Source organism: Ruegeria sp. CDSC002, assembly GCF_059610905.1.
Window position 1 is genome coordinate 162,380 of record NZ_JBXWOM010000003.1, and the last position, 25,990, is coordinate 188,369.

A 25,990-nucleotide genomic window follows, 5' to 3' on the forward strand; every position below is an offset into this window, starting at 1 on the left:
ACCGGCGCAAGATCTTAGCCAATGATTGACCCCGCCATTTTCCGCAACGCGCCCTAACGGTACTGGAAAAGGCGGGGTTTTGCCGATACAGGTGCGCCAACAAAGGACGCCGGTATGCTGAAAACCCGTATCATTCCCTGCCTGGATGTCGCCGATGGCCGTGTTGTCAAAGGTGTCAATTTCGTTGGCCTGCGTGACGCGGGCGATCCTGTAGAGTCGGCCAAAGCCTATGACGCAGCAGGCGCGGATGAGATCTGTTTTCTGGACATTCATGCCACCCATGAAAATCGTGGCACCATGTTCGATGTGGTTCAGCGCACGGCAGAACAATGCTTTGTTCCGCTGACCGTCGGCGGAGGTGTCCGCACCAAGGACGACGTGCGTGCGCTGTTGCTGGCTGGCGCCGACAAGGTCAGCTTCAATTCGGCCGCTGTCGCCAACCCGGATGTCATCGCAGAAGCTGCCGATCAGTTCGGTAGCCAGTGTATTGTGTGTGCCATCGACGCAAAAACAACCAGCCCAGGCAAGTGGGAGATCTTCACCCACGGTGGCCGCAAGCCGACCGGTATCGACGCGCTTGAGTTCGCCAAAACCGTTGTCGCCAAAGGGGCTGGCGAAATCCTTTTGACCTCAATGGACCGCGACGGCACCAAGGCAGGCTTCAATCTGCCGCTGACCCGCGCGATCTCGGACGCGGTGGACGTGCCGGTGATTGCTTCTGGCGGCGTAGGCAACCTGGATCATCTGGTCGAAGGTGTGACAGAAGGCGGGGCCAGTGCCGTGCTGGCGGCCTCGATCTTCCATTTCGGCGAATACACCATCCGCGAGGCCAAAGAACACATGGCTGCGGCTGGCATCCCCATGAGGCTGATATGAACATCCTACACGATCTGGCCGCGACGATTAAGACCCGCAAAGGTGCCGAGCCCGACTCTAGCTGGACCGCAAAACTGCTGGCCAAGGGGCCAGAGAAATGTGCCGAGAAGTTCGGGGAAGAGGCTGTTGAGGCCATCATCGAAGCCGTCAAAGGCGACAAGGACAAGCTGACCGCCGAGGCTGCGGATGTCCTCTATCACCTGTTGGTCATGCTGGCCGCGCGGGACGTGGCGCTGGATGACGTTTTGGCCGAGTTGGCCCGACGCCAGGGCACAAGCGGAATCGCGGAAAAGGCATCACGCCCAAAGACCTAAGCGCGGGTTCCGTCCTGCCGCCCTGCCCTGTATAGTCAGGGACCAGTGTGGGACCGACCGAGGAACGCGGGAATGACCAGGGCTCTGGCCAGTGTAATGGCTTTGCTTTCGCTTGTGATGATTACCGCGTGTTCGGCACCGCCGCGCTCGACAGGTGATGAAGTTCAACGACTGGCAACGGAAATCCGCAGCCTTGGTCCCGACATCGACCCCGAAGAAGCTGACCGCGCAGCCCGCATCGCCTATTCCTATACCGCGCAGTTGGTTCAGGAATACGAAATCACTGACCCTCCGCTGATCCACAATGCCAAGGTCAACAAGGGTCTACGCCCGCGTGGGCTGTGCTGGCATTGGGCCGAGGATATCGAACGTCGGCTGAAGCAAGAGAACTTCCGGACGCTGGACTTGCACCGTGCGATAGCAAATGCGGACAACCAGTTCAGAATCGACCACAGCACAGCCATCATCAGCCGCAAGGGCGAGACGATGTATGACGGCGTGGTGCTGGACCCATGGCGGTACGGCGGTGTTCTGTTCTGGTCGCCCTTGGTGGAAGACACCAAGTATGAGTGGGTGCCCCGAAGCGTTGTTCTGGAAAAGCGCCGCCAGGAACAATACGGGGAATTGCTGCCGTATGTCGGCGGCTAACCTTCACAGTCTGGAAGAAATCACTCCGGTCGCGAATCCACCCATGCGCAGCTCGCCAAACAGGCGCTGATATTCGATTTTAGGACAGCGATTCATCACCACATCCACGCCGCGCGCCTGTGCTTTGGCTGCGGCTTCGGGGTGTTCAACGCCGATCTGCATCCAGATCGTGCGTAGGTCGGGAAAAGAAGACAGTGCTTCGTCGACTATTGACGGAACAGCTTCGGAACGGCGAAAGATGTCAACCATATCGACCGGCTGAGTAATCTCAGACAATGACGCGCGAACGGTCTGCCCGAAAAGTACTTTCCCGGCATGACCTGGGTTCACCGGGATCACCGTGTATCTCTTAAGTGAAAGATACCGCGCGACATAATAGCTGGGCCGCACCGGGTTCATCGAAACGCCCACGACAGCAATCACCTTGGTGCGACGCAGGATGTCTTTCAGGAATGGGTCTGTGTAATTCGGCATGCGGGCACCCTAGACTTGGCGCAGCAAAGAAAAAAGCGCTCAGGTCGAACCTGAGCGCCAGTTGTTGGAACGAGGGACAGTGAAATGACCCGCGGCAGTTCCGTTCCGCGGTCACTGTGACATTTAGGCATAAGTTCCGAGAAAAAAAGAGGGGCGTCGCATTTTTGTGATGACAGCCCAAAGAAGGCGGAAATTCGCCTAGTCTTGATACAGCACCACAGGCCAGTTTTCCTCGGCCATGTGAATGTATTCTGCACGATCTCCACGCCAGAGCTGCTCAATCTCAGGCGAGTGGGTCAGGTACAGCCGGCCTTCCACCATGTCCCAAAGCATCGGATCGGTGCTTTTTAAGATACCTTGCGCCATGGCATAGGCGCAGTAGCCCCCGAACTGAGGGGAAAAGGCGCGAGGATTGCTTTCAAACAGATCGCGATTCTCGGCCGAGGCGAAATGCCACTCGGCCCCTTTCCAGATCACAGAATATTCTGGCAATCCGCGGACCGGCGTTTCCTCAAGAAAATATGAGACAGGGTCGTAGCCGGCCATGACGGCACCGTCCGCCTCATAGAAGACGGGCATGTCCTGTGCTTGGGCGGCAGAAAGAAGGGCAACGGCGGCTATCGCGCCAAGTATGAAACGTTTGATTGGCATCACATGCTCAGGATTACAAATTCAGGGTACCAAAATGCAATCTTTTGTCGCGCGAAACACCCCTATTAACGCGGTTGTGAACGCTCGTGTCGCTTTATCCCGCGTCAGTCAAAGATATCCTCGACCACATCCCATGCTTCATCAATGACGCGCGCAAAAATCCCCTTTTTCTTCTTTTTCTTTTTGGACTTGTATGCGGTAGCGGTTTTGTAGCTGTCGCGCTTTGGCTTGTCATTGCTCAGCTTGCGCTTGGGAACCATCTTGAGGTCATGCAAAGGGGCCCCACAGCTAGAGCAGCTGAGTTCGTGGCGTTGCTTCCCTTTCAGAACCAACGCAGCGCGCGTTCCGCAGTAACAGCAAGTAGCGATTTTGGTCGGGCTGGTAATGGCTCTCTCCTGTCTATCGATGCCTTGAAGCATATAAGGCAATTGCGGCAGCATTTGAGACGTTAAGAGAACCAAACCCACCGGATGCGTCGATTTTCACCAGTTGATTGACAGTTTCCTTGGTCTTTTGCCGCAGGCCGGGACCTTCGGCCCCCAGAACCAACGCGACAGGTTGATCCAGTTTGCCGCCCAACGCCGTCTCGATGGTTTGTTCGGCCTCACCGTCCAGACCCAATACCAGAAAGCCCATGTTCTGCAGCTCGACAATGGTATCCGCCAGATTGCGCACGCGCAGATAGGGCTGACGCTCCAGTGCTCCACTCGCGGTTTTGGCCAGCGCGCCCGTCTCCGGCGCCGAATGGTGCCGCGTACCGATCACGGCACTGGCTCCAAGCACTTCGGCCGAGCGAAGAATCGCCCCAACATTGTGCGGGTCGGTAACACGGTCCAATAAAATGACCCTGGGATGCTCACGCCCAATGCAATTTTCAGCCAGCCCGCCCCAATCCAGCGGCTTGACCTCAAGTGCAGCCCCCTGATGGACTGAACCGGGATCAATGGGCGCGGTGAATTTTCGCGGATCGACCATTTCGGCCTCAATCCCTGCAAATTCAATCGCTTCTGCCAGTTTATCCCGTGCGTTCCGCGTCACAATCAGTTTCAGTTTCTGCCGGTTCAGGTTCATCAAAGCATCCCGAACGGCATGCAAACCGAACAGCCAAACGGTTTCAGACGCCGCAGCTTTGCGCGCCTGTTCCTTTTCAACGACCCACTTGGGTTTCTTCATTTCTTGGGCCTCCGGGCCGGGAATTCGGTTTCCTGCGTCAAAGCCAAATTTTCCTGTTGACGCTTCTTCAAGGCGCTAGTAATCACGCCTCCACGTCAGGTGCAACGCCTGACAGTGGGCGACAGGCCGCAAGGTGTGGCAGGGGACTGTAACTCCCTCGCGGAGACGCACGCCTGGTTCGATTCCAGGGTCGCCCACCACTTTCCAATCACATAGAGATCCCTCGATCCAAGCATTTTCGTTTGCACTGGCCTTCGATTGCGAGGCTCTGTTGCAAATTGTTGACCTTGGCAGAACGCTACGCGATTGCGCCGACGCTGGCCTACAGCTGTTGATTCTGGGGATCGCGGTCGACACCGGAACGGTCATAGCAGGCGATACACTGGTCGATCTTGGTGCCAGTCCGACTTGGCGCGATTTGGAAGACTGGCTTAAAAACCTGGCCGGGCGCTTTTGTCATATTCAGCAGGCTCGGGCGGGAACAAAGGCTATACTTCGATCCTACACTGGAATTGTCCTTTTTCTATTACCCTAAGACGGGCCTAATCGGCTCATCACCTTTTCTTGGCGCTGGACCGACCCATTGAGCCAGGTCGCTATATCCGGGTCGAGGACGTCATGTCGGGGGCAACTAACTTTTCTTTAGGCTTCACTGCTGACCGCGATCTTCGGCTGGCCCGACCAAGTCATTCGCTGACCCTGGACCGGTATCAGCAATATCGCCATTGGCCCCAATCGGACGCGCCGTTTACCGCAGATGCAGATATTGACACTGTTGCATCAGAAATAGTGACACGTCTCAGGGCGACAGCTGGTGCACTTGCGCGATCTTTCCGGTCCGCCATTCCGATTACCGGTGGGTATGACAGCCGGGCACTGGTCGCGTCGGCCAAGGAGCACCTTGAACATGTCAGTGCGTTTTATACGCACCGGATTAACTATCTGTCATCGCTGGATTGTCTGCTTGCCCAGAAAATTGGACAGAAGCTTGGTTTTTGAGCCCGAACGGATAGATAGCATGAAGCTGGCTGAAGAACACGGCCCGTCGGATGAACTGAGCCTCGAGGAAAAGCTGTTCGGGCTTCGAACGGGCGGACATACGTCGACCATGGGGTATCGTGAACTGGCGGCACACGAATTCCTGCCTGATGCCGAGATCTCGGTGCGTGGAAGTGTCAAGGACATGAACCGTGCAAATCAGTGGAAAGGGCAGGATGCGTTTCGATTTCCAGATCTGGTGCGGCACCTGCGCTTAAGGGCGCATGATGGCATTCCACCCGCTGTCCATTGGCAACGTGAGGTGATGACTTAGCTGACACACTGCCACCGGAAACGCACCGCAACGCGTTTGACCTATCATTTCTTGAGAACATCCTTCCAAACACAATGGGTGCCGGGCTGAACGGGATGCCGCGTCACTTTACGCTCAATCCGTTCAATGACAGATATCTGATCTCGCGCAATATGGGCATTACTCCTGCCCTACGCCGGAACGGAGAGATGAACGCGGCGATCTTGCGTCAGTCGGTGCCCGAACTGGCCGAGCTTCCTTACAACCAAGAAATCAAACGCGACCCCGAGGCGCGCCGCGCCGCCGAAGCCGTGTTTGCAGATTAACCGACGCCTAGTTAGGCAGGCATGGCCATTCACTAACCACCTGCCTGCCTCGGACGGCCAGAATGGTGCCGAACTGATTCAGCACAGCCTCGCTTTGATCAGGGCGAAGCAGTGCGATGTCGCCCGGCGATACCTCTGCCGAACGTGGACCTGTCCACACTTCCTGATTGCTTGAACGGCCAAAGACCGCTGAGTAGCCAAACGCTGCTGGGAAAACCGGCTGGGCAAGGAAGTGGCCGCCAAAGATCGCAATATCCGTTTTTTGTCGCGGCAAGAACTCCAGACCCGGCAATGCGTTTCCCGGCATTACTTTCAGAACCGGTGTCGCGATGAACGCGGCTGGGTCAAACGCCTGCGTCGTGGCGTGGTCAAAATCGCCGGGCTTTACCAGGACCGAGCCGAATGCCACTTCATTCGCTGAACCCTCGGCAAGGTAGGATTGAAAGGTCAGGCTGCCGCCTGTGTTCAGACACAACCCATCCTCGTCACGCGGCAAAGCGGCGACGGCTGTGTTGAACGCATCTGCACTGGCCCGAACCGCGCGGTTGCGCAGAATGCCGGGCAGTTTCGCCAAATGCGCCTCGTACCCCATGACCCCGGCTAGCTGCCCGTATGGGTGCGCCATTATTTGTTGGGCAAGTTCTGGGACATTCTGAGAATTTAGCCCGCCACGGTGCAGGCCGATATCCAGTTCCAAAGACAAACGCAGTGACGTCTGGCGATCTGAAGCCAACGCCAGATATTCCCCAAGCCGAGCTGGTGTGTCGATCAACCATTGAACGCGCCTTGCCGCGTCGTGATTGGTGGTCAGAAGCCTTGCAGCCATACTGACAGGCAGGGGCTTCCCGATCAGATTGTCCGTATCGGGCTCGGCCGTCAAAAGCGCCTGCAACATCGGTTCGGAAAACGTCATCAGGCCAGAGGTCGAGATGCGCTCGCGAATGAAATCCAACAAAGGAAGGCAGGGCAGAGACTTGGCGACCAGCCTGCGGGCCAGCCCAGCGTCAGCAGCCCTGTTCGCGACAACACAATTGGCGTCCAACAAGTCTAAGTCCACTACGACGACGGGCTTGTCGACCCCGTGTGATCGCAGAGCATTTGACAGAGCTTTCAGGGCTGCTGCGTTCATGGTCGAAACAACCGAGCAAGCGAGGGCGTCAGAAATTTACCCTGTGGATCGAGCTGTTCGCGCAACGCACAAAACTGGTCAAAATCCGGATACATTACGGACAGGTCTTTGTAAGTCAAATTGTGCATCTTGCCCCAATGAGGGCGGCCCCCTGCTTCGACAAATAGCGGCTCAATGGCTTCGAAATACCGTTTATGATCCTCGGCTGCGTCGGTGTGGATGGCAATGGAAATGCGCGGCCCACCCTGGAACGGAGACAGACAGGCCGTGTCACCAGCGGTCTGGCGCACCTCGATCGGAAAGTAGATATCCTTATGGTCGCGGTGCAGGCGCGTCAGAATCTCTTGCAGAACATCCCCAGCCACATCTGGCGGCAGATGGTATTCCATTTCCTTGAAACGAATATGCCGGTCGCTACACAAAACCCGCCAGCTTTCGCCGACGTAATCCTCGTCCGACTGCGCAAGCGTCAGTAGCTTGAGCATCGCACGGCGCAAACCCTCGCTGATCCGCCCCGCGCTGCGTGCAAGTTTCAGTACTTTTACAGCGATCATATCCAAATCGCGCGGTGCCTTGCTTTCGGCGGCATCGATGATGGCGTGACGTAGCTCGACAGTTTTTCCGGTAAACGGGATGCAGAAGAATTCGAAATTCCGGTTCTCCGTCCAATTCTGGTGCATCGTGGCCAGACTTTCCTCGACCGAGGCAAGCTGAACCTGACGACGTAAGTTGTATTTTGGCACGACCGAAATCTGCGCTTCGGTCAGAACGCCTAGCATCCCCAAACTGACCTGTACCATCTCAAGCGGGATATCATCCGTGGTCAGAATATCTCCACTTGCTCCGATCATCTGGGCTGCAGTGATTTCTGCCGCAAGGCACGGCAAGTCCCGCCCGGTCCCATGCGTCGCAGTCGACGCCGCACCCGCCAGCGATTGGGTGTTGATATCCCCAAGGTTTCGAAATGCCAGTCCTTTGTCCGCCAGCGCCGGTGACAGATCCCGCAACCGCGCATTGGCGTTGACCCACACCCGATCCTGCCGGGCATCACCAAGCGTTGGCAGATCCAAATCAGACAAGTCCACGATCCGGTCACCACCGGCCACGATTGGCGTAAAGGAATGCCCCGCACCCAAGACCCGCAGGCTTTGGGGTCGCGCGATCTCATTTTGCAGTTCAGCAATCGACGTCGGGCGCGCTATTGGCGTATCCGTGCGCTGGTTTCCGGCCCAGTTGGTCCACATGCACTGTCTCCTCCGAGAGAGAGGATTGCAGCACATGCGACACGAAACAAGTCAGGAAAACAGAAGCTTACCCGACGGGAGCTTTGTCAGGCCGCGGCCTCACGTTGCGCAGTGACGCGGTCGAACCATGCAATGATGCTTTCTGGATCAGGTGCGATCTGTTCGGCAGCACCACCAGTGAACGCGTCGAATTTTTCTTTGTTCAGACCGTTCACACCAACAAGGACGGGAATATCCAGTGCCAGAGCTTCGGCGATCACGGGGCGGAATCCACGCCCGTCAGCCTCGTGCTTGCCGAATTTGTTGATGATCAGCAATTGGGGCGCATCGGCCAGCGAAGACGTCACATATCCTACGGCCTGTTCCAACGCAGCAGGATCCAAACGGCAACCGCGCGACTGCTCACCAAGGGATTGCGAGATGCGAATGGTCTCTCCCTCGGGCAGAACCCGAACATCCATGTCACACTTGCTGCTATCCGCGCATTCGGTATTAGTTTGCACGACTCCGGCAAGGCTCGCGCCTTTCGCGAGCAGGTGTTCGGCAACCGCGCTTAAAAGACGATCGGTTGCGCCGCGGTCGGTGGTAGTGACATAGGCCAGATGCATCTAAGGACCCCTAAGTACAGATTTGTGACATTCCAGATAGCACGCAAGTACTCGCGCGGCCACTCTCTTGCTTTACGGCAGTGGTGACAACCCGATCACAGGCGCGTGCAGATGAAGCAGGGCCATGTAGATGATGATAGCAACAAACCAGACCCAAGGGCGCGGCCAAGGACGCGGCGCGCGCAGCGACAGACGACCTGTATTGCGGGACAACCGAGTCCATTCCATACCCATATCGCGTTGTTTACGGCGGTCGATCAAGGCCATGCCTAAGACAGAAAAACCGGCAAAAAGGCCAAACAGGATCACGTGTGACAGACTGCCATTGGCCAGCAGATGCGCCACTGCCCACAGCATCAAGGCGACAAGAATAGGGTGGCGCGTTGTCCGCAGAATGCCCGGTTTTTCAGGATCGAAGGCGCGGCGCCCCATCCCGCCAAAAGAGAACGGGTTTTGGATCGACAAGCCTGCAACCGCCAGCCAACACACGATCGGCATCACCAAGAGTGGTGCCCAGCGAAAAATGGCAAACGGTGGTATGACCTCAACATATGGTGCTTGGGCTGCAGCGACGATCAGCCACGCGAGAACCAATAGGGACAATGCGGAATATGCAGCGAAATACCCCCTGCGCCCCAACATATCGATCAGCCGACCGCGCACGGCCGGTCTTACCGTGATGGCGTGGCTGAGAAGAAAGGTAATCAGTGCTGCGAGGAAGAAGGCCCAACCGGTCATCGTGTTCTCCGAACGTGTTACGCGCGGTCTACGTCTCGAACGCTGTCCGGTCTTTGTCTAAGATCAAGTGCAGGGCAAAAGGGGCGGACGCGCCGCCCCTGCCCCATTTTACAGTCCCAGCGCTTTGCGCCGTTCTTCGGCAAAACCCTGTACGATACGGTCGGCAACAAGCGCCAGAATCGCCATAGCAGCACCGGCCGAGATGCCCAGACCCACATCCGCTTGCCCTAGTGCAAGATAGATCGACTGCCCCAGACCGGTGGTCCCGATCAGTGCCGCGATCACCAGCATTGCAAAGGCATAAAGGATGGTCTGGTTCAACCCCAGCAGGATCGTCGGCGCAGCATATGGCGCGCGCACGTCGCGCATGATCTGCCACTCGGTCGCACCGCTCGAGATTGCGGCCTCCATCATCTCTTCCGGTGTGTTGACCAAACCGTGCCTCGTGTAGCGGATCATCGGGACAATGGCGTAGGCACAGATCGCCAGAAAGGCCGAGAACTCGCCAATCTGGAAAACCATCAGCACAGGGATCAGGAAGACGAACAGCGGGATTGTCTGCAGCATGTCGCAGATCGGACGAACGACCTTCCAGACCGGCAACCATACGGCGCTGGCTAGGCCGATCAAGCCACCTGCGATGGCGCAGGAAAACACCGCAGCACCGCTGAGGTAAAGCGACAGCAAGGCGCGCTCCCACAGGCCGGACACTAGGATGGTGCAAAGCAACCCAACGGAAAGCGCCGCCAGACGCCAGCCCCCCGCGACATAGCTGAGCGCAGCCGCCCCGGTCAGGACGAAGGGCCATGGAAGGTTTGAAATACCCGTTTCCAGCATTCCGATCAGGATCAGAACAACCAAACCACCTGTCAGGTGGCCGCGCCATGCCATCAATGCGGCGATGACGCCGCCGGCAGCAAAAAGGCCAAAGCTCATCCCTGCTGTCCACTGGAAACCCCATGTGAAGGGCAGAACAGCTTGATCCAGTCCGATCCGCAACGGCAACAGCACGTAAAACAACGAGTTGTTCTTGAGAGCATCCAGCCAAGGACCATTCGCCTGCGTGAACGCTGTCAGTCCGCTGTCGACAGCCTCAGCCATCGGGTCCAGCAGGGTCAACTCGGACGGGTTCGGCAGCCAAGCCCAAAAGGCGGCGGTAAACAGGACCGTAAAGCCCAGAACTGCCCAGACAACGCGTGGATCATAGCGCTTACGCTCGGTCGCCAACGTACCGCTCATCCGATCGATCACCACGGCAAAGACCACGATGACGAGACCGGCCATCAGCGACTCACCAAACTGCGCCTTGCGCATGGTCAGAAGAACTTCCCAGCCGATATCGTTGAACCCGCCGATAACGGCGGCGATGATGACCATCGAAAGGGCGGCCATCAGGCATTGGTTTACGCCCACCATGATCTGCGTCGCCGCTGCGGGGATTTCGACCTGAAACAACTGCTGAAACCGCGTGCCGCCGGACATGATGGCGGCCTCTTTGATCTCGGGCTCGACCCGTTCCAGACCCAGCATCACGTTGCGCGCCATTGGCGGGGCCGCATAGATGGCCGAAGCGATCAGCCCTACGACCGGACCAAAGCCGAACAACAGCAACAGCGGGGTCAAATAGGCAAATGTCGGAACCGTCTGCATTACGTCCAGCACCGCCTGAACAAAGGACCTGACGCGCGGCACTTCGTTGGCAAGGATGCCGATGGCACCGCCGACGACTAACGCGACGGGCACAGAAACGGCAACCAGCGCCAGCGTATTCATACTCTCGGCCCAGTAGCCTGAGGCCAGCACGAAACACAGCCCAAAGAAACCCAACGCCGCCATGGGCAATCCGCCCAGGAACCAGCCCAGTGCCGTTACCAGACCGATGAGGATGGGCCATGGTGTATTACCCAATACGAAATTGGCCCCGTTCATGGGATATGCCATCAAATCGGAAAGCAACCGCATCGCTGGTTTGATGCCGTTCAGAAACCAGTCCAAAAACGCGCCAACCCACTCAGTCGCGGGCAATTCCCAAGCGGTGGGCCACTTGACCAACCAAGGCGCAAGACCCTCCAACGCAAGGCAAATCGCGCCGACAACGACTGTGATCAATGCCGCCTTCGCGCCAACCGTCAATTGGGCCGCGTTGTTACTGGGGATGTCTGAAACGGTAGTCATGTCTCATCCACCTGAAGGGCGGCGGCAAGATCAGAAGGATGAACCGTGCCGACAATATTGCCGTTTTCATCGCGTACAGGAACAGGTTCATAAAGCTCCATGCAATGCGCCAACGCGGCGTCCAGGGTCATCGAAGTTGTCAGGCCAGGATCATCCGGGCCACGTTCTGATTCGTCCCGCATGACCGAGGCAACCTTGGCGTGCTGACCCTTGGCGACGTCTTTCGAAAATTCGCGCACGTAGTCATCTACGGGGCGCAATACGATATCCGTCGGCGTTCCGATCTGGACGATCTTGCCATCGCGCATGATGGCGATGCGGTCGGCCAGTTTCAGCGCCTCTTGGATATCATGAGTAATGAAGACGATGGATTTCTTCAGCGTCGCCTGAATGCGCAGGAATTCGTCCTGCAGCTGTCGGCGGATCAGCGGGTCGAGGGCCGAGAACGGCTCGTCCAGAAACCAGATGTCCGGGTTCACCGCCAAAGACCGTGCAATTCCCACGCGCTGACGCTGACCACCGGAAAGCTGACGCGGGTAGCTGTCCTCGCGCCCCTCCAGTCCGACCAGAGTGATGACCTCTTGCGCACGGGCCATTCGTTCCTTTTTGCCGACGCCCGATACGCGCAGTGGATAGGCCACGTTGTCCGCAACAGTCATGTGTGGAAACAGGCCAAAATGCTGGAACACCATGCCCAGTTTTTTGCGCCGCAATTCGGTCAGCGCTTTCTTCGACGCGCCGATAACGTTTTCGCCGTCGACACGGATTTCGCCGCCCGTGCCCGGCAGCAATTGCGAGATACAGCGGATCAGTGTGGACTTGCCCGATCCCGACAGGCCCATGATGACGAACAGCTCGCCCTCTTTGACTTCAAAATTTGCGTCCTGAACGGCCGGGATGAACCCGTGTTCGCGCAGATCGGCGGCGGCTTTGTCTGCGTCATTCCCTGACCGAGACAGCGCGTCGGTCAGGGCTTTGTCTGCGCCTTGACCAAAAACCTGCCAGAGATTCTGGCAGGTAATGGCTGGCGTATTCGCGTCAGTCACTTATGCGAACTCACTGCGTTGCCGCGTCAACAACCGGACGCCATTTGTCTTCGTTCGCAGCCATCCATTCGGCGACAACTTCTTCGACTTTACCGCCGTCAACGTCGATCGCGCCCATCATCGGCTGCTGGTCCTCGACCGCCAATTGATAGTTGGACAGGATTTCATAGGCCGCGGGCCATTTTTCTTCCATCCCGTTCCAGCTGGCTTTGAAGATGCGCGAGGGCGAGAAATCGCAGTCGTTCACGGCGTTCGGGTTCGGTCCCCAGGCCGGGTCGTTAAAGCAAGCTTCTTCACCGGCAGGCAATTCAACGAACTGAACTTCATAGGCCGACATCGCCCAATGCGGCTGCCAGAAAGTGATCAGCAGCGGCGACTTGCGCTCGGTCGAGGCGCGCAATTCGGCGATCAAAGCACCTTCGGAACCGGCAGGCACAGCTTTGAACGGCAGTTCAAGACCGGTCATACGGTCGGCGCCGGGCGTACCCCAATCGGCAGGATAGTCGACCAGACGACCACCGGGCAGAGTTTCAGCGGTCGCGAAGACCTGCGCGCAATCCTTCAGCGCTTCCCATGCCGGCAGACCGGGGCACAGATCGGCCACGTGCGCCGGATAAGCGATGCCTTCCTTGGCATCCAGACCCAGATCGCCAATTTCGACGACGGTGCCTTCGTCGATTTTCTTGGCGTATTCGTCCGATACGTTTGACGACCAGATTTCCAGCGTCGCAGTGATGTCGCCATCCGCGATTGCCTGGAACTGGTTCATCATACCAGCGGTCACATATTCGACGTTGTAACCCGCGGCTTTCAGCATCTCGCCCGCCACTTGGGTCGTTACGTGCTGACCGGTCCATTCGTTGATCGCCAGTTTGATCGGCTCGTCCACGGCACCCATATCGGCGGCGTAAGCGGAACCGGCTACCATCATAGCCAACAGGCTGACACTAAGTTTTTTCATCGACATTCTCCCTGTCTTTTTTTGTTTTTCGTCCACCTCAGCGCACAGGTGCGCGCCGGAAGGTTGGACAGACGACAATACCATGTCGCAACATGCACAATATTGGCCGCAAAAGGGAAGTGAACACTTTGAACAAAGGCGGAATTTTTCGCCTTGTATTAAGCCGCAAGTCCCCACTCGCTGCGTTGTACTGATCGCGCGCGTTTTTGCTTAACACAAATATCAGGCGCAGGTCTTTGATTGACGAGTCAATCAGAAACCCGATTCCCCTGTTTTGTCGAGCATTTCTTTGCTCGATGTTCGATTTTTCTGCATTTTTTTGATCTCAGACGCACCAAAAGTCCAAAACCTCACTCTCTTTGAGACCTTGCAACGAAGCGTTCAACAAGCAACTTTAACGGTGGAGGACATGATTGATGCATCATTTCGATGAAATATTTGTAATGGCTGCCAATCGCCATGGTGGCCCGGATGCGTTGAATGAAAAATTGAGCAAACCCAAAAGCCTGGCCGAGCTTGCTGAGATGCCGGAAGATCGCTGGCTGTCGATTATTACCAAGACTATTTTTCAGGCGGGGTTCAACTGGAAGGTCATCGAAAACAAGTGGGACGGGTTTGAAATCGCATTTGACGGTTTCGATGTCGGACGCTGCGCCTTCATGGATGATGAGATATTCGACGCCTTGCTGCAGGACACCCGCATTGTGCGCAACGGAACCAAGATCGCGACCGTTCGTGACAATGCCGCATTTCTGCTGGAACTGCGTAATGAAGGCGGCGCGGGTCAGGTGCTTGGAGGATGGCCATCCGAAAACTACGTCGGTCTGTTGGCGATGCTGGCCAAGCGCGGGTCGCGTCTGGGCGGCGCGTCGGCCCAATACGCCATGCGATTTGCAGGGCGTGACAGTTTTATCCTCTCGCAAGATGTGACCGCGCGGCTGGTTGCCGAAGGGGTGGTTGATAAACCCGCGACTTCGAAAAAGGCAATGGCTGCGGTGCAAGAGGCCTTTAATACATGGATGGATCAATCAGGCCGGTCGCTAACCGAAATCAGCAGGGTTTTGGCGATGAGCCTGTGAAAACGGGTTGCAGCGCGGGCGCATCGCATTAGGCTTTGATTATGGCCTTTCGTATTTTGATGACGCTATTAATTTTGCTTGCTGCCTGTGGTCGCCCTTTGACGGATCAGGAACGCGCATTTGCAAGTGCCGTTCAAGGCGACACGCTGGATCTGGATCGCGTGCGACTTGTCGAAGGTGCGCCGGTAACGCCGATCACGTTTTACCGCAAGGACCGGCCGCGCCTGGCCTGTCGGGAACGTATCCTGCCACCAACCGAAGAAGGGGTCGTAACCGCGAAACCCGCCGCTGTTGCGTTGTTCAATAAGGTCTATTTTAACAAGGACTGGTACCTTGAGGACTATATGTCCGATTTCCCAGAACAGATGGACCTGATTGCCGGGATGTTGCTTGCACACGAACTGACCCACGTCTGGCAATGGCAGAACCGCCAGTCCACTGGTTACCATCCCTTGCGAGCCGCCGCCGAACATGGCGGAAGCAAGGACCCGTACTTGTTCGACCTGCAGACATCGCCGGATTTTTTATCCTATGGATTCGAACAACAGGGGGCGATCGTCGAGGAATACGTCTGCTGCCGGGCATTGGACCCTACCGCACCGCGGACCCTGCGCTTGCATGACATGTTGGGCGCGCATTTCGACTTGTCACCGCTGCCTGGCGCGCAGCGCAAGCGTGCCGTTGTCATTCCGTGGAGCGGAGCGAAGGTCGAAGGGATTTGCCGCGAAGGCTAAGCCTTATTGCAGCGTCTCCAGATAAGCCACCAGATCCACAATCGGCTGACTGGTCAGGATCGGCTGCCCATCGGGTGTTTTCATCGTGGTATCCTGCCCGTCGAAATAAGGACCGTAAACCGGCATCGGGCTGCCATGACTGACCAAGGGATCACGCCCGTCGATACGCGCCACAACACGGGCTGTTGGGAATACTCCATCCCTGGATGCCAGCAGGGTCAGATCAGTCGGCTGTATCACCAACACACCAGCCATTGGTCCATGCCCGGTCGCATCGATCCCATGACAAGTCGCACAATAATGCTGATAGAGTTCGGCACCGGTTTCAACGTTCTGCGCCATGGCCGGAGACGCCAACGCAGCAACACTCGCACAAACGGCCCTGAACATCGGTCTGATCATCGCATCCTCCTGTCACGATTGACATTTGCAGGCTTGCCCGCCGGGCGGCTTGGCGCAATGATCCAGATCAACGAAGCGGGAGGATACGGGCAATGACACAATACGCAGCCATTATGCTGGCGGCCGGGATCGGCGTTCCGATTCTGGCGGCTTTGAATGCCGCACTGGGCAAGCTGATCGGGTCCCCGACAACCGCCGGCGTAGTCCTGTTTGCCATCGCGTTCGTGGCGTCAGCCCTGGTCATGCTGCTGTTTCCAGGAATGGAAGCGCTATCCAAAGTGGCCCAAGCCCCGAAACACTTGTTGCTGGCCGGTGTTTTGATTGCGTTTTATGTTCTGTCGATCACGCATGTTGCCCCCCATTTCGGGGTCGGCAACGCAGTGTTCTTTGTTCTGCTGGGACAGCTGATCAGCACGGCGGCCATCGATCATTTTGGCCTGTTTGGTGCTCAGGTCACGCCGCTGACATGGATACGGGCCGGGGGCATCGCCGTGATGGCGGCCGGTGTCGCCATCACTCAACTGGCTTAAGAACGCCCGCCTCCAGCCGCAGTTTTCGGTCCATCCGCGCGGCCAGATCCATGTTATGCGTGGCAATCAACGCTGAAAGCCCTTCATCCCGAACCAGCGACATCAACGCACCAAATACCTGATCCGAGGTTTCGGGATCCAAGTTTCCAGTCGGCTCATCCGCCAGCAAAACGCGCGGCTTGTTTGCCAAGGCCCGACAAAACGCAACACGTTGCTGCTCGCCCCCCGATAAGGCGGCGGGGCGGTGATCGGCCCTTGCTGCAACACCAACGCGGTCCAGGAGGGTCATCGACCTGTCCTGCGATGCTTTGTCAGATACACCGTTAGCCAGTTGCGGCAGGGTGATGTTTTCCAGCGCGGTAAACTCGGGCAACAAATGATGGAACTGGTACACGAACCCAACGTCCTGCCGCCTAAGCGCAGTACGGGTTCGATCCCCCCTACCCGCTACATTCTGGCCCGCGATTTCTACGGTCCCCTCATCCGGTTTGTCCAGCAGTCCGGCAATGTGCAACAGTGTCGATTTGCCTGCCCCGGATGGCGCGACCAAAGCTACTGCCTCACCTGCGCGCAATTCCAGATCGACCCCACGCAACACCTGCACCTCACCTGGAGTGCCCTTGAGGTAGGTCTTGGTCAGACCGTTCAGCCGCATCGTCAGATCATTCATAGCGCAGCGCCTCAACCGGGTTCAGCCGCGCCGCGCGGCGGGCCGGGAAATAGGTGACAATGAACGACAGCCCCAACGACAGCCCAATTGCCTTGAGAACATCTGAAAGGTGCAATTCAGCGGGTAAGGAGTAGATGCCGCGAATGGACGGATCCCAGACGCCGCCGCCCATGACGTAGTTCACGAATGAGAATATCGGGTCGATATAGATGGCAAACAGGCAGCCGAGGATCACGCCCATAATGGTGCCGATGATGCCTGTGAACGCGCCGCAGATGAAAAAGACCCGCAGGATCGACCCTTCGCTCAGGCCAATGGTGCGCAGGATACCGATATCGCGCCCCTTGTTTTTCACCAGCATGATCAAGCCCGACACGATGTTCATCGCCGCGATCAAGACGAGGATCGACAGGATGATGAACATCACGTTGTCTTCCACCTCGAGCGCGCGCAGAAACCCGCCCGAAGCATCCTGCCACGTCCAGAGCTGACTGCGCCCCTCGGCAGCTTCGAGAATCGGGATCAGAACCGGGTTCAAGTCCTCGGGCCGTTCGACCATCACTTCGATCTCGTCGGCCACACCGTCGCGGTTGAAAAAGCTCTGAGCTTGCGTGAACGGCATGTACACGCGGGTGCGGTCGATGTCATACCGCCCGGCCGAGAACACATAGACCACCTGATAAGCGTTCACGCGCGGAGACGTCCCAAAGGCGGTTTTCACCCCATTGGGTGAGGTCAGCTTGACGCTGTCACCGACCGTCGCTCCGATGCTGCGCGCCACACCGGACCCAATGGCAATCACATCCTCTCCGTCTTGAAACTGGGTCAGATCACCGACGGCCTGTTCGCTTTGCGCGACGCCGGGCAGATCGCGCAGGTCGTCGGGGCGGATACCAAAGACCTCGACCCCGCTGCTGCGATCGCGATTGGTAATCAGGACCTGTCCTTTGACCAGCGGGGCCGCACGTTCCACGCCCGGAACCTGCGCGATCCGGCTGGTCATCTCTTCATATTCCGCGATTGTGCGGTCAACGCGCCCCTGCGCATCAAACTCTCCGGCGGAGTACACAGTCACATGGGCGTTTGCGCCCAGAATAGTGCCGACGAATTCGGACCGAAATCCAGAACGGACGGCCAGAGTGGCAATCAGGGCAAAGACGGCCAGCGTGATCCCGATCAGGGAAATCCACGTCATGACGCTCACGCCACCTTCGGCACGGCGCGCGCGCAGGTAACGCCACGCGATTTTCCACTCAAATAGGGCAAAGGGCGGGGGTGTTCTGGCCATGCCTGCTCCGGTTATTTTGTTGTCGCGACCCTTTCGGCATTTCACCGGATGGTCAAGCCGGTTGTCAGCCGGTCAGCGTCGCCGCGCGGTTTAGCACCTCTTCGGCGCGCGGTCGGGTACAAATACCCCTGTCTTCCAACTCGGAAAACACACGATCACGCAGATCGCCGGGCAACAGCGACAAGGCGCGGTTATGCAGACCCAACGTCAATGCAGCGGGATCATCCAGCATCGCCAACTGCGATGCCATTTCCTCGGGCGAATAGGTCGGCCAGAGCCCGATATTGCATTGCGCGTGGTCCTCGAACCACGGTGCATAGCCATCAGGTGACTTGAGGCAGAACGCATTCAGCAGCATGAACTCGGACGGCCGCCTGCGCGATCCAAACAACGCCTGCACCGAGCCATACCGATCGTTGATCTCGTCCAACAGCGCCAAGGCCAAGGATCGGCGCATCGCGAAAGGGGTCGCAAATGTCGTGGTCCTTAACCCGTTGAGGTCGGTACCTGACGCGCCCAGTGCATCAAGGCTCTCGACCAGCCAATTGCGGTGGTAATCGCTTTGGACGTCGATGAAAGCGATACGCGCCGCACCATTGTCAGCAAAGAACTCAGTCGGATCAAAGCTGCGCAGAAAGACGTTCTTGGTGTCCAGGATAACCATGTTCTCGGACGCCGCAACGCGCGCGGCGCCCAGCTTCAGAACTTGCTGACTGCGATACCCGTTGGACCCGCGCCACCCCTGCCTGCGAATGCCGGGAATACGAAACCGATTTTCGATCATGATCCGATCCGACAAGGATCGCCCCGCGTACTGACCGGGCTGCAACAACAGGTCATCGCCGCCCAGGACCTGAACCTTGGATCGCAGTGGGCCGTATGAAGCCAAAAGGGGTTCGATTTTTGCCCTGAGCGTATCTTCGTCGCAGTCATTCATGATCACGTGAATCGACGAAACCATGTCCGGATCGACAAAACGGGCAAAAGACAGCGCCTGAAGTTCAAGCAGGGGAAAGTCCTTGGAATACACGACGGTCGCGAAACTCAGCACAGCGCGGGCCCTTTCATCGTTTTGCTCGGTTTATCAGCAATTTCGGCGCGGTCAAATTCACTCTCAAAGCCTCGAAAATGCGAATCAGTAGGGCCACGGGTCGAACGGTCACACGAATTTAAGGAGATCGTCCGCCACCAAAATATACCCCCGGTTGTGACGCTCTTCACAGACAGCCCGGTATTGTTTCAGGTATGAAGTCAATGTGAGCATGGCGAGGCAAACTGAACTCAAAATGCAACATTTGAAACGCAACTTTATTTCGCGTTTTGCTTATTTTTGGAAACTTTGTCACCCTGATTGTGGGGGAATACATTTTTTAGAGCGGGGGTCGCTCATGAGTATTCGAATTGAAACTGAACAACCGGACGCATTTTCGGTCCGACAAACATCAACAGAACTGGATTGTGAATCCGCAGTTCTACTGCGAGCAACGATCCTTCCGATCTTTGCCAGCGCGGCAAGCTGGGCTGGTCTGACCGACATCCTGAACGACAAGGGGTATCGCCTGGTCTTCCGGGATGGACGGATGTGCCTAACCGATCAAACTACCGGAGACCGGATTTGCGGTCTGCGCTTTCTGGGCCTTGAGTTCAGGGATTTGGTGCGACGGCTGGGCCGTCCAGTCGTTGTCGCACGGGGCCATGAGGCAGACGGAGATGTTCTGACCGCCCGACCGACAGCCTGACGCGCCTAAAAGCTGCGCCAGAACTGAACGGATCGGCGTGTCGTCTTCCACAGACTATGGCGCGCGGCGGCTTTGATGGCATCCGACGTGCCGGGCTTTAACAAGCGCTCAAGGATCAGGGCCGTGGGCATGTGACCGCGTCGGTAATATCGAGCGAAATCGGACTGTGTTAGGCCATCGGCCGACCTGTACCCGCTGTAGTAATTCATCCAGACACGGGCGTAGTCTTCCGCTGTTGCGGCATCGTCGCTCGTAGCGCCCCTGCCCCAGAACATGGATATCGGGTCGTCAATGCGCTCGCCCTGATACCCTTCGGTCAAAAGGCGTAACATCAGATCGTAATCGGCCGCGACGCTAAATTGAGTGTCATGTCCGCCCAGCGCCAAAAACACATCCCGCTTCAGCAACACAGAGTTATGACAGAACGGCATCCGCTGCAGAATCGCTGTCAGCGACATCCGTTTCTCTCGGCTTTCCGACCCATCCTCGAACCGGCGCAGGGTCGAGCCGAACAGGAAATCCGGCTGTGTCGCTTCAAGCCGATCAGCGGCGATGTTCAAAATGTCGTCGGATGCCAGCGAGTCATCCGAGTTCAGGAACAACAGATATTCCCCTCGCGCGGCCTGCGCCCCCTTGTTCATCGCGTCATACAAACCGGTATCCGGTTCGCTAATCAGCCGAGTGCGAGCTGCGTCCGCAGTCAGGTCCTGTAGAACCTCGACCGTACCATCGGTCGAGGCCCCATCCTGAACGATATGCTCAGCCCAGTCGCAATTCTGACGCGCCATGCACTCAATCACCTCGCGAAAACTGTCCTGCCGTCCTTGCGATAGCAGGTCATAGGTCGCGGTGATGACCGAGATTAGCGGCGCGTCTGAGGTATCAGGCGATGCGCTCATAGATCTCGGCGATCTTGGTGACGGCGGCTTCGGGGGACATCTCCTCGCTTTCGCCTGTACGGCGACAGGTCAGTTCAACTACTCCGTTTTTCAGCCCGCGCGGGCCAACGGTGATACGCCAGGGCAGACCGATCAGGTCCATAGTGGCGAACTTGCCCCCTGCCCGTTCCTTACGGTCATCATACAACGGGTCGAGGCCCAGCGCAGTCAGCGCGCCGTAGATCTTGTTACAGGCGGCGTCGGCCTCGTCATCACCCTGTTTCAGGTTGACGATACCGCAATGGAACGGAGTCACGCCTTCGGGCCAGATGATGCCCTTGTCGTCATGGCTGGCCTCGATGATCGCGCCGATCAGGCGGCTGACGCCGATACCGTGGCTGCCCATGTGAACAGGAACCGGCTTTCCATCGGGGCCTTGAACAGTTGCGCCCATGGCTTCGGAATACTTGGTGCCGAAGTAGAAGATCTGACCAACCTCGATCCCGCGCGCCACACGGCGACGCTCTTCGGGGACCTGATTGAACAGCGCCTCGTCATGGGTTTCATCCGTGCGCGCGTATTTCGAGGTGAACTCCTCGAGAATGGCCTGACACTGCTCGTGACTGTCATAGTCGATCTGACGATCACCAAAGGTCAGATCGGTGACTGCACTGTCATAGAACACCTCAGATTCACCGGTATCGGCCAGAACGAGGAACTCGTGCGTGTTGTCGCCACCGATAGGGCCGGAATCGGCACGCATCGGTATGGCTTGCAGACCCATGCGCTCATAGGTGCGCAGATATGTGACCAGATGGCGGTTATAGGCGTGCAGCGAGTCTTCTTTGGTCAGGTCGAAATTGTACCCGTCCTTCATATAGAACTCACGTCCGCGCATTACGCCGAAACGGGGGCGGATTTCGTCGCGGAACTTCCACTGGATTTGGTACAGCGTCAGCGGCAAGTCTTTGTAGCTACTCACATGACCGCGGAAGATGTCGGTGACCAGTTCTTCGGCAGTCGGTGTGAACAGCATATCCCGGTCATGCCGGTCTTTCATGCGCAGCATTTCCTGACCGTAGTCATCATACCGCCCGGATTCGCGCCACAGGTCCGCCGACTGGATGATGGGCATCTGGATCGCGATGTGGCCAGCGCGTGCCTGCTCTTCATGGATGATGTTTTCCAGCTTACGCAGCACTTTGAAACCCAGCGGCAACCATGAATAAATTCCGGCAGCAGCTTGCTTGATCATCCCGGCGCGCAGCATCAGCCGGTGGCTGACGATCTGGGCCTCGGAGGGGTTTTCCTTGAGAACGGGCAGAAAGTAACGGCTGAGGCGCATTGGTGAACCTTTGAAGGTGAATTTGGACTTCAAAGTTGCTTATGCCAAAGCCCCGCCGGGGGCAATCATGCATTGGTTAATTTGCGACCTCGGGCCAGTCGGTTTTTTGATTGACCCGCCAGTCAGGGTTTTCAATTGTGACTGAAATACCAATTCCAGGGGGCACCCATGCAAACCATTCAGGAACCCGCGCGTCAAATACCGGTTGTTCATCAGACAGACGTTCTTGTGGTCGGGTCAGGACCGGCAGGGCTGGCCGCCGCGCTGGCCGCCGCTCGGGCCGGGGTCGAGGTGTCGCTGGTCGACCGCTTCGGCTGCATGGGTGGCAACATCACCGCCGTGGGCGTTGAGGGCTTCGCCTGGTATCGCCATGAACAGACGGTCGAAGCTGGTGGAATCGGCATGGAGTTCGAGACCCGCGCCAAGGACATGGGTGCGGCCGTACCAGAGAGCCAGTCGCTGAGCTATGAGTTGGACAGCGAAGGTTTTAAGCTAGTGGCCGACAAGCTGGTTGAAGAGGCAGGCGTTCATCCGATGCTGCACCGGCAATTCGTCGCTCCGATCATGGAAGGTGACCGGATCACCGGCATCATCACTGAATCCAAAGCAGGGCGCGAAGCGATCCTGGCCAAGTTGGTGATCGACGCCACCGGCGACGCCGATGTAGCCCACCGCGCAGGCGCGCCAACCCACAAAACCGCCCGCGAAGACATGATGGCCGCCTCGGTCATGTTCCATCTGGCCGGTGTCGACAAGCGCGCGTTCATGGAAGGTGTCAAAGCCGATCCGCAGACCTACAAGGATTGGGGCGGCGGCGGCGAGTGGAACATCGAAACTTCGGGCAAAGAAGACGACATGTTCTCTCCCTTCGTGCACAAGCCGTTCCAGCAGGCCATCGATCAGGGCCTGATCCCGCCGCATCTGAACACCATCGCGGGCACATGGGGCGCAATGCACGACACGGGCGAGCTCACTTACATGAACCTCATCCATCTGGGCGAAATCGACGGGACCGACCCCGACAGTCTGACGAAGGGCGAGATTGAAGGCCGCCGCCAATCCATGCTGGCAATCGAGGCGCTGCGCCGGTTCATGCCAGGTTGCGAGAATGCTCGGTTGCGCAATTTTGGGATGACCATCGGCATTCGCGACACGCGGAAGATCGACGCGGTCTATAACATGACTGAAGATGACGCCCGCCATCAGGGCCGGTTTGAGGACACGATCGGCATCTACCCTGAATTCATTGATGGCTATGGCATCCTCATCCTCCCGACTACCGGGCGATATATGCAGGTCCCCTATCGCTCGATGCTGCCCAAAGGTGTCAAAGGGCTGCTGGTAGCGGGCCGTTCGCACGGTGCCGACAAGGTTGCCCATGCCGCGACGCGCAATATGGCTTGCTGCGCGGTCATGGGTCAGGGTGCAGGAATTGCCGCAGCCATGTCGCTGAAAAGCAATCGGGACCTGCACGAGTTGAACCTCGCCCCTGTTCACGCCGAACTGGATCGGCAAGGCGTGAGGATTCACTGATGCAATCAATCCCGACGATCGACATCTCTCCACTGAAAGACACGGCCCATCCGGACCATGACGCAACCGTTCAGCGGATATTGGACGCCTGCACCGACATCGGCTTTCTCTCCATCACAGGCACTGGGGTTTCGCCTGACACCGTTGATCAGGTCCGCGTCAAGACGCGCGCGATCTTTGACATCGATGAACAGAGCAAGTGGGATCAGGCGATCACCCGCGACAACTATCGCGGATATATCCCCATGGGTTTCTTCACGCCCAATGATGGCTCGGGCAAAGCGGACAAATACGAAGGTTACAAGCTGCATTTCGAGGTTTCCGAGGACCACCCGGTTCGCGATGACTGTGCCCTTTATGGCCCGAACCTCTGGCCAGCGGAGGTACCGGGCGCGCGGGAAGTGATATTGGAGTATTGGTCGCAACTGGACCACGTGGCCGAACTGCTGCTGGGCGCGCTTGAAATCGGCTTGGGTCTGAAGCCCAACGTCCTGAAAGCGGCTTTTGCAACCCCCATGACCAACATGACACTGTTGCACTATCCGCCGCAGGCCCCGGATGAGGAAGGCTTTGGCATTCATCCGCACAAGGACACCGATGCCCTGACCATCATTGCCCCCGACCCCGTCGGCGGGCTTGAGGTGCAGACCAGGGATGGCGGATGGATCACCCCGGATTGCCCTCCCGGCGGTTTCATCGTGAATATCGGCGATATGCTTGAGCTTTGGTCCGGCGGTCAGCTTAAATCCACTCCGCATCGGGTGGTCAATAAATCTGGCAAAGAACGCTATTCCTTCCCTTATTTCGCAGTTCCGCGTCATGACGTGGTCGTTGAACCGCTACTGCCGCTCCTGCCCGGCTTTGATCGACCATCTGTTCATTGCGGACATTGGTCCGCCGAAATCTGGCGCACCAACTGGCCCGATGAAAATGCCACCGTCGATACACCCGAGCTTGGGACGCTCAGCTCATAATCCTTGGAAATTTCCATGGCATGAACCGCTTGCATCACGTGGCCGCTTACGCCAAGAACACCAGTAAGAGCCAAGAACAAGGGGACGAGCATGGCCTTGCCGGTAAAGGATCAACTCAGATACTGGGGCGTCGCGGCTGTCATTTTTGTGCTTTGCCTATGGGCGCTTGGCGACGTTTTACTACCGTTTGTGATTGGCGGTGCGATCGCCTATTTCCTTGATCCGCTCGCAGATCGTTTGGAAAATCTGGGCCTGTCGCGCATGGCGGCTACTGCGATAATAACGGTTGTCGGTATTTTGGGCTTTGCTCTGGCGATCCTGATGGTCGTTCCCGCGCTGATTACCCAGTTGATCGAATTGGTCGAGGTTATGCCAAGCCTGTTCCAACAGCTGCGCAGTTTCATCGAACAACAGTTCCCGTCCCTTCTGGACCGCGAATCCAACTCGCATCAATTCCTTGTCTCTTTGGGCGAAACGCTGAAGTCCAAAACAGGCGATGTATTGCAATCCGTAGCTGCCTCATTGGGTTCGGCGATCAACGTCGTAGTTCTGTTGGTCATTGTTCCGGTTGTGGCCGTCTACATGCTGCTGGACTGGGACCGCATGATCGCCCGGATCGGGGATCTGCTGCCCCGAGATCACGCCCCCACGATCAAACGCCTGGCCGGCGAAATTGACGCCGTTCTGGCCTCATTCGTGCGCGGTATGGGCACGGTCTGCCTGATCCTTGGCACCTATTACGCCGTAGCCCTGATGGCGGTCGGCCTGCAGTTCGGACTGATCGTCGGTTTCATCGCGGGTCTGGTCACATTCATTCCCTACCTCGGCGCGCTTATCGGTGGCACGCTGGCCATCGGTCTGGCGCTGTTCCAGTTCTGGGGGGATTGGGCGCATATCGGTCTGGTTGCCGGAATCTTTGCGCTGGGCCAGGTAACCGAAGGCAATTTCCTGACGCCAAAGCTTGTAGGTAGCTCAGTGGGTTTGCACCCAGTATGGTTGCTGCTGGCTCTGTCAGTTTTCGGTGCCTTGTTCGGCTTTGTCGGGATGCTGATCGCGGTGCCCGTTGCCGCAGCGCTGGGAGTGCTGGCGCGGTACGCAACATCGGTCTATTTGGGCAGCCGCCTGTATACCGGCCTCGAAAGCGCGGATCAGGAAGACCTGTAG

Annotated in this window: 30 protein-coding genes and 1 tRNA gene; 14 read left to right on the top strand and 17 right to left on the bottom strand. The window is 57.5% G+C overall.

The genetic code is table 11. The features are described 5' to 3' along the window. Positions 1-114: 114 nt before the first annotated feature. The 3 genes from hisF to AC2FJE_RS06980 all read left to right on the top strand — a co-directional run bounded on the left by hisF (position 115) and on the right by AC2FJE_RS06980 (position 1,838). Entirely contained in the window at positions 115-876 is a 762-nt protein-coding gene (gene hisF / locus AC2FJE_RS06970) for an imidazole glycerol phosphate synthase subunit HisF (protein WP_496755017.1), read from the top strand. Further along, a complete protein-coding gene (locus AC2FJE_RS06975) occupies positions 873-1,190 on the top strand; it encodes a phosphoribosyl-ATP diphosphatase (RefSeq protein WP_496755019.1) in 318 nt (105 codons plus the stop codon). The genes hisF and AC2FJE_RS06975 overlap by 4 nt, the downstream gene beginning before the upstream one ends. A 72-nt stretch (positions 1,191-1,262) precedes the next feature. Beyond that, positions 1,263-1,838 carry a hypothetical protein gene (locus tag AC2FJE_RS06980; RefSeq protein WP_496755021.1) on the top strand — a complete coding sequence of 192 codons (576 nt, stop codon included), beginning with the start codon at positions 1,263-1,265 and terminating at the stop codon, positions 1,836-1,838. A gap of 3 nt (positions 1,839-1,841) precedes the next feature. Here the strand turns inward: AC2FJE_RS06980 and AC2FJE_RS06985 are convergent, their stop codons facing one another. From AC2FJE_RS06985 to rlmB, 4 genes are all read right to left on the bottom strand, one after another. After that, complete coding sequence (locus AC2FJE_RS06985) at positions 1,842-2,312, bottom strand: CoA-binding protein (RefSeq protein WP_282168844.1); 471 nt, start codon at positions 2,310-2,312, stop codon at positions 1,842-1,844. 198 nt (positions 2,313-2,510) lie between these two features. Next, positions 2,511-2,963 carry a YHS domain-containing (seleno)protein gene (locus AC2FJE_RS06990; protein ID WP_282151636.1) on the bottom strand — a complete coding sequence of 151 codons (453 nt, stop codon included), beginning with the start codon at positions 2,961-2,963 and terminating at the stop codon, positions 2,511-2,513. A gap of 104 nt (positions 2,964-3,067) precedes the next feature. Next, the gene (locus AC2FJE_RS06995) at positions 3,068-3,382 is read right to left on the bottom strand and encodes a hypothetical protein (protein WP_200833257.1); all 315 of its coding nucleotides are present in this window, start codon (positions 3,380-3,382) and stop codon (positions 3,068-3,070) included. After that, positions 3,363-4,136 carry a 23S rRNA (guanosine(2251)-2'-O)-methyltransferase RlmB gene (rlmB, locus tag AC2FJE_RS07000; RefSeq protein ID WP_282168845.1) on the bottom strand — a complete coding sequence of 258 codons (774 nt, stop codon included), beginning with the start codon at positions 4,134-4,136 and terminating at the stop codon, positions 3,363-3,365. Before rlmB ends, AC2FJE_RS06995 begins: the two co-directional genes overlap by 20 nt. Positions 4,137-4,252: 116 nt before the next feature. Between rlmB and AC2FJE_RS07005 the strand changes: the two genes are divergently transcribed. From AC2FJE_RS07005 to AC2FJE_RS07020, 4 genes are all read left to right on the top strand, one after another. After that, positions 4,253-4,336: transfer RNA gene (locus tag AC2FJE_RS07005), tRNA-Tyr, on the top strand. 418 nt (positions 4,337-4,754) lie between these two features. Beyond that, positions 4,755-5,135, top strand: a complete 381-nt coding sequence (locus tag AC2FJE_RS07010) for a hypothetical protein (protein WP_496755023.1) — start codon at positions 4,755-4,757, stop codon at positions 5,133-5,135. Between the two features lie 19 nt (positions 5,136-5,154). Then, positions 5,155-5,448, top strand: a complete 294-nt coding sequence (locus AC2FJE_RS07015; protein WP_496755025.1) for a hypothetical protein — start codon at positions 5,155-5,157, stop codon at positions 5,446-5,448. Positions 5,449-5,543: 95 nt separating this feature from the next. Beyond that, a complete protein-coding gene (locus tag AC2FJE_RS07020; protein WP_496760811.1) occupies positions 5,544-5,753 on the top strand; it encodes a hypothetical protein in 210 nt (69 codons plus the stop codon). A gap of 7 nt (positions 5,754-5,760) precedes the next feature. On the opposite strand, the gene AC2FJE_RS07025 is transcribed toward AC2FJE_RS07020, so the two are convergent. The 7 genes from AC2FJE_RS07025 to AC2FJE_RS07055 all read right to left on the bottom strand — a co-directional run bounded on the left by AC2FJE_RS07025 (position 5,761) and on the right by AC2FJE_RS07055 (position 13,654). Then, positions 5,761-6,882 carry an alanine racemase gene (locus tag AC2FJE_RS07025; RefSeq protein WP_496755029.1) on the bottom strand — a complete coding sequence of 374 codons (1,122 nt, stop codon included), beginning with the start codon at positions 6,880-6,882 and terminating at the stop codon, positions 5,761-5,763. Beyond that, positions 6,879-8,126 carry a D-arabinono-1,4-lactone oxidase gene (locus AC2FJE_RS07030; RefSeq protein ID WP_496755031.1) on the bottom strand — a complete coding sequence of 416 codons (1,248 nt, stop codon included), beginning with the start codon at positions 8,124-8,126 and terminating at the stop codon, positions 6,879-6,881. The genes AC2FJE_RS07025 and AC2FJE_RS07030 overlap by 4 nt, the downstream gene beginning before the upstream one ends. A gap of 86 nt (positions 8,127-8,212) precedes the next feature. Continuing rightward, on the bottom strand, positions 8,213-8,734 hold the full coding sequence (locus AC2FJE_RS07035) for a DUF2478 domain-containing protein (protein WP_496755033.1): 522 nt from the start codon (positions 8,732-8,734) through the stop codon (positions 8,213-8,215). Positions 8,735-8,806: 72 nt separating this feature from the next. Beyond that, positions 8,807-9,472, bottom strand: coding sequence for an NnrU family protein (locus AC2FJE_RS07040; RefSeq protein WP_496755035.1), 666 nt, complete (start codon positions 9,470-9,472; stop codon positions 8,807-8,809). Between the two features lie 108 nt (positions 9,473-9,580). Continuing rightward, positions 9,581-11,647 (bottom strand): ABC transporter permease, encoded by a 2,067-nt coding sequence (locus AC2FJE_RS07045; RefSeq protein WP_496760812.1) that lies wholly within the window; start codon positions 11,645-11,647, stop codon positions 9,581-9,583. Beyond that, positions 11,644-12,693 carry a quaternary amine ABC transporter ATP-binding protein gene (locus AC2FJE_RS07050; protein ID WP_496695957.1) on the bottom strand — a complete coding sequence of 350 codons (1,050 nt, stop codon included), beginning with the start codon at positions 12,691-12,693 and terminating at the stop codon, positions 11,644-11,646. The genes AC2FJE_RS07045 and AC2FJE_RS07050 overlap by 4 nt, the downstream gene beginning before the upstream one ends. 10 nt (positions 12,694-12,703) lie before the next feature. Further along, the gene (locus AC2FJE_RS07055) at positions 12,704-13,654 is read right to left on the bottom strand and encodes an ABC transporter substrate-binding protein (protein ID WP_496755038.1); all 951 of its coding nucleotides are present in this window, start codon (positions 13,652-13,654) and stop codon (positions 12,704-12,706) included. Positions 13,655-14,070: 416 nt separating this feature from the next. On the opposite strand from AC2FJE_RS07055, the gene AC2FJE_RS07060 reads away from it, so the two are divergent. Together AC2FJE_RS07060 and AC2FJE_RS07065 are read left to right on the top strand one after the other, a co-directional pair. Beyond that, positions 14,071-14,733: a DNA-3-methyladenine glycosylase I gene (locus tag AC2FJE_RS07060; protein WP_496755040.1), complete on the top strand. Its 663-nt coding sequence runs from the start codon at positions 14,071-14,073 to the stop codon at positions 14,731-14,733. 41 nt (positions 14,734-14,774) lie between these two features. Continuing rightward, positions 14,775-15,467, top strand: coding sequence for a hypothetical protein (locus AC2FJE_RS07065; protein ID WP_496760813.1), 693 nt, complete (start codon positions 14,775-14,777; stop codon positions 15,465-15,467). 3 nt (positions 15,468-15,470) lie between these two features. Here AC2FJE_RS07065 and AC2FJE_RS07070 read toward each other — a convergent pair whose 3' ends face one another. Beyond that, positions 15,471-15,869, bottom strand: coding sequence for a c-type cytochrome (locus AC2FJE_RS07070; RefSeq protein WP_496695962.1), 399 nt, complete (start codon positions 15,867-15,869; stop codon positions 15,471-15,473). A gap of 92 nt (positions 15,870-15,961) precedes the next feature. Here AC2FJE_RS07070 and AC2FJE_RS07075 point away from each other — a divergent pair, with 92 nt between their 5' ends. Then, positions 15,962-16,399 carry a DMT family transporter gene (locus AC2FJE_RS07075; RefSeq protein WP_058275676.1) on the top strand — a complete coding sequence of 146 codons (438 nt, stop codon included), beginning with the start codon at positions 15,962-15,964 and terminating at the stop codon, positions 16,397-16,399. On the opposite strand, the gene AC2FJE_RS07080 is transcribed toward AC2FJE_RS07075, so the two are convergent. The 3 genes from AC2FJE_RS07080 to AC2FJE_RS07090 form a co-directional block, all read right to left on the bottom strand. Then, on the bottom strand, positions 16,383-17,069 hold the full coding sequence (locus AC2FJE_RS07080) for an ABC transporter ATP-binding protein (RefSeq protein ID WP_496755045.1): 687 nt from the start codon (positions 17,067-17,069) through the stop codon (positions 16,383-16,385). The two genes, AC2FJE_RS07075 and AC2FJE_RS07080, sit on opposite strands and share 17 nt — an antisense overlap. Beyond that, positions 17,062-18,357, bottom strand: coding sequence for a lipoprotein-releasing ABC transporter permease subunit (locus AC2FJE_RS07085; protein WP_496760814.1), 1,296 nt, complete (start codon positions 18,355-18,357; stop codon positions 17,062-17,064). Before AC2FJE_RS07085 ends, AC2FJE_RS07080 begins: the two co-directional genes overlap by 8 nt. A gap of 64 nt (positions 18,358-18,421) precedes the next feature. Then, complete coding sequence (locus AC2FJE_RS07090; protein ID WP_496760815.1) at positions 18,422-19,408, bottom strand: DUF6492 family protein; 987 nt, start codon at positions 19,406-19,408, stop codon at positions 18,422-18,424. 337 nt (positions 19,409-19,745) lie between these two features. On the opposite strand from AC2FJE_RS07090, the gene AC2FJE_RS07095 reads away from it, so the two are divergent. Further along, positions 19,746-20,096, top strand: coding sequence for a hypothetical protein (locus AC2FJE_RS07095; protein ID WP_058275672.1), 351 nt, complete (start codon positions 19,746-19,748; stop codon positions 20,094-20,096). Positions 20,097-20,101: 5 nt separating this feature from the next. Here AC2FJE_RS07095 and AC2FJE_RS07100 read toward each other — a convergent pair whose 3' ends face one another. Both AC2FJE_RS07100 and proS read right to left on the bottom strand, forming a co-directional pair. After that, positions 20,102-20,995, bottom strand: a complete 894-nt coding sequence (locus AC2FJE_RS07100) for a glycosyltransferase family 2 protein (protein ID WP_496760816.1) — start codon at positions 20,993-20,995, stop codon at positions 20,102-20,104. Beyond that, positions 20,979-22,319 carry a proline--tRNA ligase gene (proS, locus tag AC2FJE_RS07105; RefSeq protein ID WP_058276849.1) on the bottom strand — a complete coding sequence of 447 codons (1,341 nt, stop codon included), beginning with the start codon at positions 22,317-22,319 and terminating at the stop codon, positions 20,979-20,981. Before proS ends, AC2FJE_RS07100 begins: the two co-directional genes overlap by 17 nt. 168 nt (positions 22,320-22,487) lie before the next feature. On the opposite strand from proS, the gene AC2FJE_RS07110 reads away from it, so the two are divergent. The 3 genes from AC2FJE_RS07110 (at position 22,488) to AC2FJE_RS07120 (ending at position 25,990) form a co-directional block, all read left to right on the top strand. Continuing rightward, positions 22,488-23,852 carry an FAD-dependent oxidoreductase gene (locus tag AC2FJE_RS07110; RefSeq protein ID WP_282168857.1) on the top strand — a complete coding sequence of 455 codons (1,365 nt, stop codon included), beginning with the start codon at positions 22,488-22,490 and terminating at the stop codon, positions 23,850-23,852. Then, positions 23,852-24,826, top strand: coding sequence for an isopenicillin N synthase family dioxygenase (locus AC2FJE_RS07115; RefSeq protein ID WP_282168858.1), 975 nt, complete (start codon positions 23,852-23,854; stop codon positions 24,824-24,826). Before AC2FJE_RS07110 ends, AC2FJE_RS07115 begins: the two co-directional genes overlap by 1 nt. Before the next feature lie 90 nt (positions 24,827-24,916). Next, entirely contained in the window at positions 24,917-25,990 is a 1,074-nt protein-coding gene (locus tag AC2FJE_RS07120) for an AI-2E family transporter (RefSeq protein WP_282168859.1), read from the top strand.

Coding starts and splice junctions, on each gene's coding strand:
- proS (WP_058276849.1), bottom strand. CDS start 22,319: ATGCGCCTCAGCCGTTACTTTCTGCCCGTTCTCAAGGAAAACCCCTCC.
- AC2FJE_RS07075 (WP_058275676.1), top strand. CDS start 15,962: ATGACACAATACGCAGCCATTATGCTGGCGGCCGGGATCGGCGTTCCG.
- AC2FJE_RS07115 (WP_282168858.1), top strand. CDS start 23,852: ATGCAATCAATCCCGACGATCGACATCTCTCCACTGAAAGACACGGCC.
- AC2FJE_RS07045 (WP_496760812.1), bottom strand. CDS start 11,647: ATGACTACCGTTTCAGACATCCCCAGTAACAACGCGGCCCAATTGACG.
- AC2FJE_RS07055 (WP_496755038.1), bottom strand. CDS start 13,654: ATGAAAAAACTTAGTGTCAGCCTGTTGGCTATGATGGTAGCCGGTTCC.
- AC2FJE_RS06985 (WP_282168844.1), bottom strand. CDS start 2,312: ATGCCGAATTACACAGACCCATTCCTGAAAGACATCCTGCGTCGCACC.
- AC2FJE_RS07040 (WP_496755035.1), bottom strand. CDS start 9,472: ATGACCGGTTGGGCCTTCTTCCTCGCAGCACTGATTACCTTTCTTCTC.
- AC2FJE_RS07065 (WP_496760813.1), top strand. CDS start 14,775: ATGGCCTTTCGTATTTTGATGACGCTATTAATTTTGCTTGCTGCCTGT.
- AC2FJE_RS06990 (WP_282151636.1), bottom strand. CDS start 2,963: ATGCCAATCAAACGTTTCATACTTGGCGCGATAGCCGCCGTTGCCCTT.
- AC2FJE_RS07015 (WP_496755025.1), top strand. CDS start 5,155: ATGAAGCTGGCTGAAGAACACGGCCCGTCGGATGAACTGAGCCTCGAG.
- hisF (WP_496755017.1), top strand. CDS start 115: ATGCTGAAAACCCGTATCATTCCCTGCCTGGATGTCGCCGATGGCCGT.
- AC2FJE_RS07095 (WP_058275672.1), top strand. CDS start 19,746: ATGAGTATTCGAATTGAAACTGAACAACCGGACGCATTTTCGGTCCGA.
- AC2FJE_RS07100 (WP_496760816.1), bottom strand. CDS start 20,995: ATGAGCGCATCGCCTGATACCTCAGACGCGCCGCTAATCTCGGTCATC.
- AC2FJE_RS07080 (WP_496755045.1), bottom strand. CDS start 17,069: ATGAATGATCTGACGATGCGGCTGAACGGTCTGACCAAGACCTACCTC.
- AC2FJE_RS07020 (WP_496760811.1), top strand. CDS start 5,544: ATGCCGCGTCACTTTACGCTCAATCCGTTCAATGACAGATATCTGATC.
- AC2FJE_RS07030 (WP_496755031.1), bottom strand. CDS start 8,126: ATGTGGACCAACTGGGCCGGAAACCAGCGCACGGATACGCCAATAGCG.
- AC2FJE_RS07035 (WP_496755033.1), bottom strand. CDS start 8,734: ATGCATCTGGCCTATGTCACTACCACCGACCGCGGCGCAACCGATCGT.
- rlmB (WP_282168845.1), bottom strand. CDS start 4,136: ATGAAGAAACCCAAGTGGGTCGTTGAAAAGGAACAGGCGCGCAAAGCT.
- AC2FJE_RS07010 (WP_496755023.1), top strand. CDS start 4,755: ATGTCGGGGGCAACTAACTTTTCTTTAGGCTTCACTGCTGACCGCGAT.
- AC2FJE_RS07070 (WP_496695962.1), bottom strand. CDS start 15,869: ATGATCAGACCGATGTTCAGGGCCGTTTGTGCGAGTGTTGCTGCGTTG.
- AC2FJE_RS06995 (WP_200833257.1), bottom strand. CDS start 3,382: ATGCTTCAAGGCATCGATAGACAGGAGAGAGCCATTACCAGCCCGACC.
- AC2FJE_RS07085 (WP_496760814.1), bottom strand. CDS start 18,357: ATGGCCAGAACACCCCCGCCCTTTGCCCTATTTGAGTGGAAAATCGCG.
- AC2FJE_RS06975 (WP_496755019.1), top strand. CDS start 873: ATGAACATCCTACACGATCTGGCCGCGACGATTAAGACCCGCAAAGGT.
- AC2FJE_RS07060 (WP_496755040.1), top strand. CDS start 14,071: ATGCATCATTTCGATGAAATATTTGTAATGGCTGCCAATCGCCATGGT.
- AC2FJE_RS07120 (WP_282168859.1), top strand. CDS start 24,917: ATGGCCTTGCCGGTAAAGGATCAACTCAGATACTGGGGCGTCGCGGCT.
- AC2FJE_RS07110 (WP_282168857.1), top strand. CDS start 22,488: ATGCAAACCATTCAGGAACCCGCGCGTCAAATACCGGTTGTTCATCAG.
- AC2FJE_RS07025 (WP_496755029.1), bottom strand. CDS start 6,882: ATGAACGCAGCAGCCCTGAAAGCTCTGTCAAATGCTCTGCGATCACAC.
- AC2FJE_RS06980 (WP_496755021.1), top strand. CDS start 1,263: ATGACCAGGGCTCTGGCCAGTGTAATGGCTTTGCTTTCGCTTGTGATG.